14 protein-coding genes and 1 pseudogene are annotated in these 13,277 nt (G+C 54.1%); 5 read left to right on the forward strand and 10 right to left on the reverse strand.

The window, feature by feature from the left end; translation table 11 throughout:
• The first annotated feature begins 47 nt into the window (after positions 1 to 47).
• Positions 48 to 980 (forward strand): prolyl aminopeptidase, encoded by a 933-nt coding sequence (pip, locus tag Q3O06_RS07855; RefSeq protein WP_301818362.1) that lies wholly within the window; start codon positions 48 to 50, stop codon positions 978 to 980.
• 56 nt (positions 981 to 1,036) lie between these two features.
• On the opposite strand, the gene Q3O06_RS07860 is transcribed toward pip, so the two are convergent.
• The 3 genes and pseudogenes from Q3O06_RS07860 to Q3O06_RS07870 form a co-directional block, all read right to left on the reverse strand.
• On the reverse strand, positions 1,037 to 2,233 hold the full coding sequence (locus tag Q3O06_RS07860; RefSeq protein WP_301818338.1) for an NlpB/DapX family lipoprotein: 1,197 nt from the start codon (positions 2,231 to 2,233) through the stop codon (positions 1,037 to 1,039).
• Between the two features lie 8 nt (positions 2,234 to 2,241).
• On the reverse strand, positions 2,242 to 3,117 hold the full coding sequence (gene dapA / locus Q3O06_RS07865) for a 4-hydroxy-tetrahydrodipicolinate synthase (RefSeq protein ID WP_301818339.1): 876 nt from the start codon (positions 3,115 to 3,117) through the stop codon (positions 2,242 to 2,244).
• A 191-nt stretch (positions 3,118 to 3,308) separates the two neighbouring features.
• Positions 3,309 to 3,419, reverse strand: a pseudogene (locus tag Q3O06_RS07870) (IS5/IS1182 family transposase); the annotation flags it as partial.
• Positions 3,420 to 3,529: 110 nt separating this feature from the next.
• On the opposite strand from Q3O06_RS07870, the gene Q3O06_RS07875 reads away from it, so the two are divergent.
• Positions 3,530 to 4,921 carry a nucleobase:cation symporter-2 family protein gene (locus tag Q3O06_RS07875; protein ID WP_301818340.1) on the forward strand — a complete coding sequence of 464 codons (1,392 nt, stop codon included), beginning with the start codon at positions 3,530 to 3,532 and terminating at the stop codon, positions 4,919 to 4,921.
• Positions 4,922 to 4,982: 61 nt separating this feature from the next.
• Here the strand turns inward: Q3O06_RS07875 and rlmB are convergent, their stop codons facing one another.
• From rlmB to miaA, 4 genes are all read right to left on the reverse strand, one after another.
• Positions 4,983 to 5,735, reverse strand: a complete 753-nt coding sequence (rlmB, locus tag Q3O06_RS07880; protein ID WP_301818363.1) for a 23S rRNA (guanosine(2251)-2'-O)-methyltransferase RlmB — start codon at positions 5,733 to 5,735, stop codon at positions 4,983 to 4,985.
• A 66-nt stretch (positions 5,736 to 5,801) separates the two neighbouring features.
• Complete coding sequence (locus tag Q3O06_RS07885) at positions 5,802 to 6,290, reverse strand: DUF456 domain-containing protein (RefSeq protein WP_301818341.1); 489 nt, start codon at positions 6,288 to 6,290, stop codon at positions 5,802 to 5,804.
• 4 nt (positions 6,291 to 6,294) lie between these two features.
• Complete coding sequence (gene tadA / locus Q3O06_RS07890) at positions 6,295 to 7,014, reverse strand: tRNA adenosine(34) deaminase TadA (protein WP_301818342.1); 720 nt, start codon at positions 7,012 to 7,014, stop codon at positions 6,295 to 6,297.
• 5 nt (positions 7,015 to 7,019) lie between these two features.
• Positions 7,020 to 7,961, reverse strand: a complete 942-nt coding sequence (miaA, locus tag Q3O06_RS07895; protein ID WP_301818343.1) for a tRNA (adenosine(37)-N6)-dimethylallyltransferase MiaA — start codon at positions 7,959 to 7,961, stop codon at positions 7,020 to 7,022.
• Positions 7,962 to 8,414: 453 nt separating this feature from the next.
• Between miaA and Q3O06_RS07900 the strand changes: the two genes are divergently transcribed.
• Genes Q3O06_RS07900 through efp form a run of 3 tightly spaced genes read left to right on the forward strand, consistent with a single transcriptional unit; the run spans position 8,415 to position 10,461 of the window.
• A complete protein-coding gene (locus Q3O06_RS07900; RefSeq protein ID WP_301673663.1) occupies positions 8,415 to 8,693 on the forward strand; it encodes a hypothetical protein in 279 nt (92 codons plus the stop codon).
• A gap of 18 nt (positions 8,694 to 8,711) precedes the next feature.
• Positions 8,712 to 9,860 (forward strand): elongation factor P maturation arginine rhamnosyltransferase EarP, encoded by a 1,149-nt coding sequence (earP, locus tag Q3O06_RS07905; RefSeq protein WP_301818344.1) that lies wholly within the window; start codon positions 8,712 to 8,714, stop codon positions 9,858 to 9,860.
• A 40-nt stretch (positions 9,861 to 9,900) separates the two neighbouring features.
• Positions 9,901 to 10,461, forward strand: coding sequence for an elongation factor P (gene efp, locus Q3O06_RS07910; RefSeq protein WP_002213793.1), 561 nt, complete (start codon positions 9,901 to 9,903; stop codon positions 10,459 to 10,461).
• Between the two features lie 50 nt (positions 10,462 to 10,511).
• Here the strand turns inward: efp and Q3O06_RS07915 are convergent, their stop codons facing one another.
• The 3 genes from Q3O06_RS07915 to metX all read right to left on the reverse strand — a co-directional run bounded on the left by Q3O06_RS07915 (position 10,512) and on the right by metX (position 13,181).
• A complete protein-coding gene (locus Q3O06_RS07915; protein ID WP_301818345.1) occupies positions 10,512 to 11,348 on the reverse strand; it encodes an NMB0938 family lipoprotein in 837 nt (278 codons plus the stop codon).
• Positions 11,349 to 11,463: 115 nt separating this feature from the next.
• The gene (metW, locus tag Q3O06_RS07920; RefSeq protein ID WP_002213791.1) at positions 11,464 to 12,045 is read right to left on the reverse strand and encodes a methionine biosynthesis protein MetW; all 582 of its coding nucleotides are present in this window, start codon (positions 12,043 to 12,045) and stop codon (positions 11,464 to 11,466) included.
• Positions 12,042 to 13,181, reverse strand: a complete 1,140-nt coding sequence (gene metX, locus Q3O06_RS07925) for a homoserine O-succinyltransferase MetX (protein WP_301818346.1) — start codon at positions 13,179 to 13,181, stop codon at positions 12,042 to 12,044. The genes metW and metX overlap by 4 nt, the downstream gene beginning before the upstream one ends.
• Positions 13,182 to 13,277 lie beyond the last annotated feature (96 nt).

Here is a 13,277-nt window from a genome sequence, read left to right on the forward strand (position 1 = left end):
TGCGTGTGGGAATGTTCGGATTGTCAGAAGCAATATGGGAGAAGATGATGTATGAGATAAAACAGCCTTTTCATAGCGGATACTTGCAGGTGTCTGAAATTCATCAAATTTATTGGGAGGAATCGGGCAATCCCGACGGTGTGCCGGTCATTTTTTTACACGGGGGGCCGGGGGCGGGGGCTTCGCCTGAATGTCGGGGTTTTTTCAATCCCGATGTGTTCCGCATCGTCATCATCGACCAGCGCGGTTGCGGACGTTCGCGCCCGTATGCTTGTGCGGAAGACAATACGACTTGGGATTTGGTGGCAGATATTGAAAAAGTCCGTGAGATGCTGGGTATTGAAAAATGGCTGGTGTTCGGCGGTTCTTGGGGCAGCACGTTGTCGCTGGCTTATGCCCAAACCCATCCGGAACGGGTAAAGGGATTGGTGTTGCGCGGGATATTTTTGTGCAGGCTGTCTGAAACGGTGTGGCTGAACGAGGCGGGCGGTGTGAGCCGGATTTATCCGGAACAATGGCAAAAATTTGTCGCGCCGATTGCTGAAAATCGGCGGAACCGGCTGATTGAGGCGTATCACGGGTTGCTGTTTCATCAAGATGAAGAAGTGTGCCTGTCTGCCGCGAAGGCTTGGGCGGATTGGGAAAGCTATCTGATTCGTTTCGAACCGGAGGAAGTGGATGAAGATGCTTATGCCTCACTGGCAATCGCGCGTTTGGAAAACCATTATTTTGTCAACGGCGGCTGGTTGCAGGGCGATAAGGCGATTTTGAACAATATTGGCAAAATACGGCATATCCCGACCATTATCGTACAGGGGCGGTATGATTTGTGTACGCCGATGCAGAGTGCGTGGGAGTTGTCGAAAGCCTTTCCCGAAGCGGAGTTGAGGGTGGTTCAGGCGGGGCATTCCGCGTTCGATCCGCCTTTGGCGGATGCGTTGGTTCAGGCGGTTGAGGATATTTTGCCCTGTTTATTGTAAAAAGTTCCGCACAAAAAAGCAGCTTCTGTTTGGAAGCTGCTTTTGTTTTGAACGGTTTAACGCAGTTCGGAATGGAGTTTGCCCAACAGTGCGGATGCGTCTTTGCCGGCATATGCGCTGCCGTCTTTGTTGAGCAGGACGATGCGAGAGCCGTCGGCAACGGGTTCTGCATAGACAATCAGTTCCGGCTGTTCGGCAGGTTTCTCCGCTTTTCCTTTGCCCAGCAGGCGTTTGAATAGGCCGGGTTTTTGTTCGGTAACTGCATTGCTTTCGTTCGGGGCTTTTTGAACCAGGAAGGCGTGGCGTTCGACATTTTGACCGATAACGGTCAGCCCGATGCGGTCGAGGGCGAGCGCGGTGCGCCGCCAGTTTCTGCCGTAGTCGCCTAAGACAATCAGGCTTTTGCCTTCGATACGCGCCATTTCGTTGGCGGCGGGAAGGGTCGGTTTTTTTGCCAATGCGTTTTCCGCCTGCTGCCCGTCAACGCCCAAATATTGCATAAAGCGCGTCAGGAATGCCGCTTCGAGGTTGGGGTCGGAAGCGGAAGGCTGCCACATGGTCGTGTCTTTGTTTTTGTCGCCATACACTTCTTTCATCGCTTTGTGGGCGAAGAAGATGTCGGAAACGCCGTTTTTGCCCTGTTCGATACGGACGATGAATTTGTCGCGCTCGCCGGTGGAGTAGATGCCGCCCAAACCGACTGTGTCGAATAGGCGGCGCAAGCTGTCTTGGGGGATTTTGGCACGGTTTTCCGCCCACTCGGTTTCCATTTGTCCGATGGCGGGTTCTTCGGATTTGATGTCGAAGCCGTTTTCCTGCCAAAAGGCTTTTAGGAGCGGCCAGATTTCGGCGGGGGATTTGCCGTCAACGACAAGCCAGCGTTGGCTGCCGTCGCGCTCGAGGCGGACACCTTTGACGCTTTTCAATACTTCGGCATCGGCAGGCTGTTGGACGGCGGGTGTGCGGCGTTTTTCCAAATCGCTGGCGCGGACGGCTCCCGAACCGGCAGGCAGGCGGTAGAGGTTGCCTTGGTCGGGATTGTTCAAATCGGGCGGGACTTCGAGTTTGATCAGGCGGTGCGACCGGCTTTGGTAGTCGAGCTTGGGCTGCTCGGTCGTGCTGCCGGTGCAGGCAGCAAGCCCGATGAGTGCGAGTGCGGCAATGACGGGTTTGATATGGGTCATCGTGTCATCCTGTGTGATGGATATTAAAGTGTTTGTTGCGTTATGCCGTCTGAACGCTTCAGACGGCATGGCTATATTTAAAGTTGTCCTGAGGCTTTCAGGGCGGCGCGGACTTTTGCCTGTCCTTCTTCCGTCAGAGGAACGAGCGGTAGGCGGACGTGTGGTTCGCATCTGCCCAAGGCGGATACCGCCCATTTCGGTGCGGCAGGACTGGGTTCGCAGAACATGGTGTCGTAAATCGGAATCAGCCGGTCGTTAAGCTCGCGTGCGAGGGCAATGTCGCCTTGCAGCGCGGCGCGGCACATATCGGCAAAGAGCTTGGGTGCAGCGTTGGCGGCTACGGTAATAACGCCGTGTCCGCCGCACAGCATGAACGGCAGGGCGGTATGGTCGTCGCCGGAAAGGACGACGAAGTCTTCGGGCGCGCGGTTGATGAGTTCGATGTTGCTGCCGATGTTGCCGCTGGCTTCTTTCACGCCGACGATGTTGGGGATTTCGGCAAGGCGCAGGATGGTTTCGTTGTTCATGCTGACGACGGTTCTGCCGGGCACGTTGTAGAGTATCATCGGAATCGCGGCGGCTTCGGCAACGGCTTTGAAATGGCGGTACATGCCTTCTTGCGAAGGTTTGTTGTAGTAGGGGACGACGGAGAGGGTGTAATCCGCCCCGGCTTTTTCGGCGGCTTGGGAAAGGGCGATGGCTTCGACGGTGTTGTTCGCCCCTGTGCCGGCGATGACGGGGATGCGTTTGGCAACGTGTTTGACGACGGCTTCGATGACGGCGGTGTGTTCTTCGACGGAGAGGGTGGCGGATTCGCCTGTCGTGCCGACGGCGACGATGCCGTCCGTGCCGTTTTCAATGTGCCAGTCGATTAAGTCGCGGAGTTGTTCGTAATGGATGCTGCCGTCTTGATTCATCGGGGTAATCAGGGCAACCAGGCTACCTTGTAACATACAGAACCTTTTATCAGTTGTGGTGTAGGGGGCGGTAATGCTTCCGATTGTAGCCTACTTTACCGCAGGTGTGAAATCCGGCGGGTTGCGTATGTGGGGCGTTTGCGCCGAAAGGTATGGGGGAAATTGATTTTTCCTGTTGGAAATCATTTTATTATGTCCGACGGTTTATGCCGGTGCCGTCGGATTTATAGTGGATTAAATTTAAACCAGTACGGCGTTGCCTCGCCTTGCCGTACTATTTGTACTGTCTGCGGCTTCGTCGCCTTGTCCTGATTTAAATTTAATCCACTATAAAATGTGGTAAGCGTGTGGGGCAGGCGGATGCCGTCTGAAATGCAAATTGAAGCCGTGCGGCAGATTCGCTACAATCTGCGCTTGGATTTTTCAACCTTTAAAATAAGGAAATACAATGAGCGGTCAGTTGGGAAAAGGTGCGGATGCGCCTGATTTGGTGTACGGTTTGGAGGATAGGCCGCCGTTCGGCAATGCGCTGTTGAGCGCGGTTACCCATCTTTTGGCGATTTTTGTGCCGATGATTACGCCCGCGCTGATTGTGGGCGGCGCGCTGGAACTGCCGGTGGAGATGACGGCGTATCTCGTGTCGATGGCGATGGTTGCGTCGGGTGTCGGCACTTATTTGCAGGTCAACCGCTTCGGGTCGGTCGGCTCGGGGATGCTGTCCATCCAGTCGGTGAATTTCTCGTTCGTTACCGTCATGATTGCGCTTGGCGCAGGGATGAAAGAGGGCGGTTTGACTAAGGATGCGATGATTTCGACGCTCTTGGGCGTATCGTTTGTCGGGGCGTTTTTGGTGTGTTTCTCGGCGTGGCTTCTGCCGTATTTGAAAAAAGTGATTACGCCGACGGTCAGCGGCGTGGTCGTGATGCTGATTGGTCTGAGTTTGGTACACGTCGGCATTACAGATTTCGGCGGCGGCTTCGGCGCGAAGGCGGACGGCACGTTCGGCTCGATGGAAAACTTGGGGCTGGCTTCGCTGGTGCTGCTGATTGTGTTGATATTTAACTGCATGAAAAATCCGCTGCTGCGGATGAGCGGCATCGCGGTCGGGCTGATTGCCGGCTATATCGTCGCGCTGTTTTTGGGCAAGGTGGATTTTTCCGCGCTGCAAAACCTGCCGCTGGTTACGCTGCCCGTACCGTTTAAATATGGTTTTGCTTTTGACTGGCACGCATTTATTGTGGCGGGCGCGATTTTCCTGTTGAGCGTGTTTGAGGCGGTCGGCGATTTGACGGCGACGGCAATGGTGTCCGACCAGCCGATTGAAGGCGAGGAATACACCAAACGCTTGCGCGGCGGTGTGTTGGCTGACGGTTTGGTATCGGTGATTGCGACGGCTTTGGGTTCGCTGCCGCTGACGACGTTTGCGCAAAACAACGGCGTGATTCAGATGACCGGCGTGGCTTCGCGTCATGTGGGCAAATATATTGCCGTGATTTTGGTGCTGTTGGGTCTGTTCCCCGTTGTCGGTCGCGCGTTTACAACGATTCCGAGTCCGGTGTTGGGCGGCGCGATGGTTTTGATGTTCGGCTTGATTGCGATTGCGGGCGTGCGGATTTTGGTCAGCCACGGCATCCGCAGGCGCGAGGCGGTGATTGCGGCAACGTCGGTCGGTTTGGGCTTGGGTGTCGCGTTTGAGCCGGAAGTGTTTAAAAACCTGCCCGTCTTGTTCCAAAACTCTATTTCCGCCGGCGGCATTACGGCAGTCTTGCTGAATTTGGTCTTGCCGGAAGATAAAACCGAGGTGGCGGTTAAGTTTGATACCGACCACTTGGAACACTGATTTTGAAAACGAATGCCGTCTGAAACGGAATCCCTGTTTCAGACGGCATTGTTTTTGAGGCTTACGCTTTTTCGTTTTTCAATACGCGTTGTCGGCGGGTTTCGCTTAATACCATTCCGGCAGACACGGAGACGTTCATGCTTTCGACCATGCCAAACATGGGTATGGATACCAGCATGTCGCAATGTTCGCGCGTGAGGCGGCGCATACCGTCGCCTTCGTTGCCCATTACCCATGCCGCGCTGTCGGGCAGATTGCAATGGTAAAGGTCGGACTCGCCGCCCATATCGGTACCGATAATCCAGATGCCGTATTCTTTCAATTCGCGCAGGGTACGGGCGAGGTTGGTTACGGTGATGTAGGGGACGGTTTCCGCCGCGCCGCAGGCGACTTTGCTGACGGTGGCGTTCAGTCCCGCGCTTTTGTCTTTCGGCGCGATGACGGCGTGTACGCCCATCGCGTCGGCGGTACGCAGGCACGCACCGAGGTTGTGCGGATCGGTGATGCCGTCGAGTATCAGCAACAGCGGCGGTTCGCTGAGGTTTTCCAATACGTCTTCGAGGTGGACGTGGTTTTTGGAGGCATCGATAAATCCGACCACACCCTGATGGCGCGCGCCTTTGCTGATGGCATTGAGGCGGTCGGCATCGGCAAAATATACGCGGATGTTTTCGTTTGCCGCCTTTTCCAACACTTCGCGCGTGCGTGCGTCGGATTTGCCCTCTTGGATGTAGAGTTCGGTAATCGATTTGGGGTTTTGCCACAAACGGGCATTGACGGCGTGGAAGCCGTAGATGGGTCTTTGGTTTGCCATGATGGTGCTTTGTGAAAAGGGTTCAGACGGCATTATAGCAATTTGCCGGTATGCCGTCTGAAGGGGTTAAAACAGGTAGGCGATGTATTTCACCAACAGGATAAACAAGATGGATACGGCGCAGCCGATTTTGAAGGCCGTACCGACGACAAGTCCCAACAGTGTACCCAAGCCCGCTTTACCTGCCTGAAGCATATTGCGCCGATCGATCAGTTCGCCTGCCGCCGCGCCGATAAAGGGGCCGAGTATTAGTCCGGGAAGGGAGAAAAATATGCCGATGATGCTGCCGACCAATGCGCCGCGAACGGCGAGCTTGCCCGCTCCGGTATATTTTGTCCCCCATATGCTTGCCACATAGTCCGTCAGTATGCCGGTCAGGCTGATGAGTCCGACCGTCCACAAAACGCCAGCGCCGTAGATTTGATAGCCGCCGGAGTAGGCGAGCAGCCAGGTTCCGGCAAACATCAATACCAAGCCGGGCAGGGCGGGGTAAACGATGCCTGCCGTACCGACGGCTATCAGGGCGAGGGCGAGGATGACGGTCAGTACGGTCATAGGTTTAACCTTTTCTTTTGTTTTGGAAAAAACGGCTTAATACGGCGCGGCATTCTTCTTGCAGGATTCTGCCCCGTATGGCGGTGTGTGTATTGAGGCGTTTGTCGGCAAACAGGTTGACGACGCTGCCTGCCGCGCCGGTTTTGGGTTCTGCCGCACCGTAAATCACGCGCCTGATTCGTGCCTGTATCAGTGCGGACGCGCACATGGCGCAGGGTTCGAGGGTGATATATATGTCGCATCCGTCAAGGCGGTAGTTTTGCATTTCGCTGCCTGCCTGTGCCAAGGCGTTGATTTCGGCATGGCGGCTGACATTGCAGTCGGCAATGCAGGTGTTGTGTGCCGATGCGATGATTTTGCCGTCTGAAACGATGACTGCCCCGACGGGTATTTCGCCGTTGGCGGCGGATTGTTTTGCTTGGCGCAGTGCTTCGCGCATGAAGTGTTCCATTTCTTCCTGCGGCGGAAAGGCGGCGACGGGCGGATGGTTTTTCAACTCGGCAAGCAGGCGGGCTTTATGCGCTTGGGACATTTCTTGCGGCGGCGTGCCGTCCAGCAGCGACTGAAGCTGCCACAGCGTGCTTTTTGTAAGGGTCAAACCTGATACCTTCAATAACAAGAAGGTTTGAACCGCACCGGTCTGACGCAGGTCGGCAAGCGTGCGTATGCCCAGACTGTGCAGGGCTGCAAGGGTTTTTGGGGCGAGCGGCGGCGTGGTCAGCATATAGTTTATGCACCGAAAAACCGTTTTGCCGCCTCAATCAGGCGCGTGCCTGAAGTGCCGTCTGAAAACGGGTCGGCAACGCAGTCTAAAGGTGTTTTGCGCAACCAAGTTAGTTGGCGTTTGGCAAGTTGGCGCGTGGCGGCAATGCCTTTCTCGACAAATGCCGGGAAATCGGTTTTTCCGTCCAGATATTCCCACGCCTGACGGTAGCCGACGCAGCGGATGGCGGGGGAGTCCGGAGACAGACCGGGATAGAGGCGGCGCAGGTTTTCTACTTCGCCGATAAAGCCCTGTTCAAGCATCAGGTGGAAACGCAGGGCGATGTTTTCATGCAGGCGGGCGCGGTTTTCGGGAATCAGTGCGGCGGTATGCAAATCAAAAGGGAGCGTATGGGAGGTCGGGCTGCCGAGATGTGCACACATCGGTTTGCCGGTTAAATAATAAACTTCCAAAGCGCGTCCGATACGCTGGCTGTCGTTCGGTTTCAGACGGCATGCGGTTTCAGGGTCGACTTTTTGCAGGGTGCGGTAGAGGAAATCCAAGCCGTACATCTGTTTTTGTTCGTCCAAGTCGGCACGCAGGCAGGCATCGGCCTCGGGCAAATCATTCAAACCTTGGGTCAGGGCGTGGAAATACATCATCGTGCCGCCGACAATAAGGGCAGACCTGCCGCGTGAGGAAATTTCCCCGACCAAGCGCGTGCAGTCTTCGACAAAGCGGGCGGCGCTGTATGATTCGGTAGGCGGGATGATGTCGATAAGGTGGTGCGGTACAAAGGAACGCTCGGCATGAGACGGTTTCGCCGTGCCGATGTCCATACCGGTATAGACCAGTGCAGAATCGAGGCTGATGATTTCGACCGGCAGGGTTTCGGCGATTTTGAGGGCGAGCGCGGTTTTGCCTCCGGCGGTCGGGCCGAGCAGGGCAAAGGCTTTCGGGGTCGGCATAACGTTTCAGGTTTGGAAAAATACGGATTATAGCGGAAAGCGCGCCGCCCTTATATTTTGCTTTGAGAAAGCACGCCGACGGCAAGGGGGCGTGTTTACCGTATGCCTTTATATAGTGGATTAAATTTAAACCAGTACAGCGTTGCCTCGCCTTGCCGTACTATCTGTACTGTCTGCGGCTTCGTCGCCTTGTCCTGATTTTTGTTAATCCACTATAAAATTTCAAACCGACGCGCCGGGTTTTCAATATGCCCGCGCCCGATGCCGCCTTGTCTGCAGGCATCGGCGGCAGCGTCCGATTTCTCGGGGAACGCCCGTCCCGGGTATATTTAAAGGTTCGGCGGTGCGGCGTTTTCCGGCGGCAAGGTTTCAGACGGCATCGTCGGCGCATCCGTTAGACAAGGCGTGCGCTTGGGGCGATAATGGCGTTTTGCTTTTTTTGAAAGCCTTGCAATGTCCCGAAACCTGCTTGTCCGCTGGCTTGCCGTCTGCCTGATACCCTTGGCGACGCTTGCCGTTTTCGCTGCCAATCCGCCCGAAGACAAACCCCAGCATCTGATTAACGGCATCATCCTTGCCTGCGAAGCGACGTTTTTGTTCAAATTCATCCTTTTCGACACCATCAAACATCATTTGAAACAAGAGTTTGATTTGAAACGTCAAACTATGTTTCTGTTTGTTCCGATTGTTTTGCTGGTTGTGTATTTGTTCCACTATTTTGGCGCGTTTTAGCCCGTTTCCGTTATTTCTATGAATACTCCTCCTTTTGTCTGTTGGATTTTTTGCAAGGTCATCGACAATTTCGGCGACATCGGCGTTTCGTGGCGGCTTGCCCGTGTTTTGCACCGTGAACTTGGTTGGCAGGTGCATTTGTGGACGGACGATGTGTCCGCCTTGCGTGCGCTTTGCCCTGATTTGCCCGATGTTCCCTGTGTTCATCAGGATATTCATGTCCGCACTTGGCATCCCGATGCAGCGGACATCGATACTGCCCTTGTTCCCGATATCGTTATCGAAACTTTTGCCTGTGACCTGCCTGAAAATGTCTTGAACGTTATTCGCCGGCACAAACCGCTTTGGCTGAATTGGGAATATTTGAGCGCGGAGGAAAGCAACGAAAGGCTGCACCTGATGCCTTCGCCGCAGGAGGGCGTTCAAAAATATTTTTGGTTTATGGGTTTCAGCGAGAAAAGCGGCGGACTGATACGCGAACGTGATTGCCGAGATGCCGTCCGTTTCGATACCGAAGCCTTGCGAGAGCGGCTGATGCTTCCCGAAAAAAACGCGCCCGAATGGCTGCTTTTCGGCTATCGGAGCGAAGTTTGGGCAAAGTGGTTGGACATGTGGCAACAGGCAGGCAGCGCGTTGACCCTGTTGCTGGCGGGTACGCAAATTATTGATAGCCTCAAACAAAGCGGCATCATTCCGCAAAACGCCCTGCAAAATGACGGCGGTGTCTTTCAGACGGCATCCGTCCGCCTCGTCAAAATCCCGTTCGTGCCGCAACAGGATTTCGACCAACTGCTGTATCTCGCCGACTGCGCCGTCATCCGCGGTGAAGACAGTTTCGTCCGCGCCCAGCTTGCCGGAAAACCCTTCTTTTGGCACATCTACCCGCAAGACGAGCATGTCCATCTCGACAAACTCCACGCCTTTTGGGATAAGGCACACAGTTTCTACACGCCCGAAACTGCATCGGTACACCGCCGTCTTTCGGACGACCTCAACGGCGGAGGGGCTTTATCCGCCACGCAACGCCTCGAATGTTGGCAAATCCTGCAACAACATCAAAATGACTGGCGGCAAGGCGCGGAGGATTGGAGCCGTTATCTTTTCGGGCAGCCTTCCGCATCCGAAAAACTCGCCGCCTTTATTTCAAAGCTTAAAAAAATACGCTAAAATAGCGCGTTTATTTACAACCGATTTGATTGGACAATACATGAAAACAGCACAAGAACTGCGCGCCGGCAATGTATTTATGGTCGGCAACGATCCTATGGTCGTTCAAAAAACCGAATACATCAAAGGCGGCCGCTCTTCCGCCAAAGTCAGCATGAAACTGAAAAACCTGTTGACCGGCGCGGCTTCCGAAACCATTTACAAAGCCGACGACAAATTCGACGTGGTCATCCTGTCCCGCAAAAACTGTACGTACAGCTATTTTGCCGACCCTATGTACGTCTTTATGGACGAAGAATTCAACCAATACGAAATCGAAGCCGACAACATCGGCGATGCGTTGAAATTCATCGTTGACGGTATGGAAGACCAATGCGAAGTTACCTTCTATGAAGGCAACCCCATTTCTGTCGAACTGCCCACCATCATCGTGCGCGAAGTCGAGTACACCGAGCCTGCCGTCAAAGGCGATACTTCCGGCAAAGTGATGAAAACCGCGCGCCTGGTCGGCGGCACCGAAATCCAAGTGATGTCCTACATCGAAAACGGCGACAAAATCGAAATCGACACCCGCACCGGCGAATTCCGCAAACGCGCCTGATTTGCCGCACTGAAAAATGCCGTCTGAAAACGTTTCAGACGGCATTTTTTTTATCTTCGCCCCAAGTTTGGATTGAAGTAGATGTTTTTTTCGTAAACGACAATACGCGTGATTTTGCCATTTTCGTCAAAATGGATGTCTAAAAACGGTTTGTCGGGATTGCGTTCACGGTTGGACAGCCGGAAGAGTGATTGGTTTTCAAGCATTTCTCCGTGTATTTTCAGATAGCCGGGCAATTGGCCGATGTCTTGGAAATTGCCGCCAAGTCCGTTGTTGTGCCGGCTCAAATAGGCAGATGTTGCCGAAACTTCAAAATAACGTGCGCGTTTCGGTTCCTCGCCTTGTCCGCGGGTTTCTTGACTGCCCTGTGTCAGCAGCAGCGTCGCTTCTCGGAGGCGGCGTTCCTGTTCCATTATGGCATCTTGTGCCTGCCGGCTGATGGTGCGCGTTCCGTAATGCAAGTCTTCAATTGCCTGTATGATTTTCTGATGGTAGTCGGGATCTTCAGGGCTGATGTCGGGAAACAGCAGCCGCTGTATGTTGTCATAGCCGCCGCCGGGTAAGCCGAAACGGGTTTCCAGTTCGTGATGGGAAAGGGCAAACAGACAGTCCGAGTCGATGTGTTCGGCGATTTGCTGCATGAGATCGTCAATGCCGGCGGCGGGGTGTAGGTCGGTGCAATTTGAAGGAGGCGAGCTTTCTGCCTGTTTGACGTTATCAGGGGCGGATGCGGCCGGTTTCAAATCGGATTGGGGCGAAGCGGCAGATGCCGGGGACGAAGCGGCGGATGTGCCGATTTCTTTTGTTTTATCTTCTTTGCTCGGGGAACACGCGGTCAGCATCATTGCGGCAAACCATAAGAGAAGTGATGAGGTTTTGTTTCTCATTCTATTGTTTCCAATATTAAAAAGGCCGTCTGAAACCTGCTGTTTCATTTTTCAGACGGCCTGTTGTTAATAGAACCGAAGAACCTGTTATTGCCGACAAGGTTCTCAACTTATCTTACCCGACGCGGTAAAACGCAAGGCTGCCCAAAAGGTTGGGGAAATGTTTGACCTGTCTGTTGCCCGTCATCACGGCGCGCTCGAGGACGCGGATGTTGTTTTTGGCGCACAACAAATCAAAGTCTTTGAGCGTGCACCAATGGATATTGGGCGTGTCGTACCAATGGTAGGGCATACGTTCGGAAACCGGCATATGTCCACCGAGTGCGATTTGGACGCGGTTGCGCCAGTAGCCGAAATTCGGGAAGCTGACGATTGCCTGTTTGGCAACGCGCATCAGGCAGCGCAGGATTTTTTCGGTATTCTGCATCGCTTGGATGGTTTGGCTCAACACAATCACATCAAAACTTTGATCGTTGAATGCGGTTAAACCTTCTTCCAAATCGGCTTGGATAACATTCACGCCGCGCGACATCGCGGCGATGACGCTATTTGTGTCGATTTCGATGCCGTAGCCGCTGCATTTTTTGTGTTCGACCAAGGCGGCAAGCAGTTCGCCGTCGCCGCAGCCCAAGTCCAAGACGCGGCTGCCTTCGGGTATCCGGTCGTAAATCAGTTGCAAATCATCGCGCAGGTTCATTGCTGACATTCCTTATAAACGTTGTTCATATAGGCGGCGACCGCGCGCATATAGGCTTCGTCTTCCATTAAAAAGGCATCGTGCCCGTGTACGGACTTGACTTCGATATACTGCACGGATTTTTGTGCGGCAATCAGTGCCTTGACCAGTTCGTGCGAACGTTCGGGCGCGAAACGCCAGTCGGTGCTGAAGCTGGCGACAAAGAATTTTGCCTGAACATCCTGCACGGCGCGGGTCAGACTGTTGCCGAAATCCGCCGCAGGATCGAAATAGTCCAAAGCCTTGGTCATCAGCAAATATGTATTGGCATCAAACCGCCCGACGAATTTGTCGCCCTGATAGCGAAGATAGGATTCCACTTCAAATTCAACGCCATAGCCGTATTGATAGCCGTTGGAACGCAAATCGCGCCCGAATTTTTTGCCCAAACCGTCTTCGGCAAGATAGGTAATGTGCCCCATCATACGGGCAATCCGCAAACCGCGCGCGGGAACGGTGTTGCGGCTGCGGTAATGTCCTTCGTTGAAATCGGGATCGGTCAAAATCGCCTGACGCGCCACATCGTTGAACGCGATATTTTGCGTGGACAATTTCGGCGCGGACGCAATCACCAAAGCATGGCGCACGCGATCCGGATAGGAAATCGTCCACTGCAAAGCCTGCATGCCGCCCAAGCTGCCGCCGACAACCGCCGCCCATTGCCCGATGCCGAGATAATCGGCAAGCGCGGCTTGTGATTTTACCCAGTCCTTCACCGTAACCACCGGAAAATCCGCGCCGTATTCCCTGCCCGTTTCAGGATTGATCGACAAAGGCCCGCTGCTGCCGTCGCAGCCGCCCAGATTGTTCAACCCGACCACGAAAAAACGTTCCGTATCAATCGGTTTACCGGGTCCGACCATATTGTCCCACCAGCCCGCATATTTATCCTCCGCCGAATGCCTGCCCGCAACATGATGGTTGCCCGACAGCGCATGGCAGATTAAAACCGCATTGTTTTTTTCGGCATTCAGCTCGCCGTAGGTTTCAATCATCAGATCGAAACGCGGCAAAGTTTTACCGTTTTCCAAAACCAGCGGCACCTCAAACGGAATTTTTCGGGGCGTAACAATGCCTACCGAGGCGTTTTGACTCATATCCTGTTCCAACAAATGCGGCAAAAAGCGTTATTATATCGCAAACGGCATGACTTTTTGACACGGTCGGACAAGCAGCCTGATGCGCTGAAACAT

The organism is Neisseria maigaei (assembly GCF_958267405.1).
Classification (GTDB): domain Bacteria; phylum Pseudomonadota; class Gammaproteobacteria; order Burkholderiales; family Neisseriaceae; genus Neisseria; species Neisseria bergeri.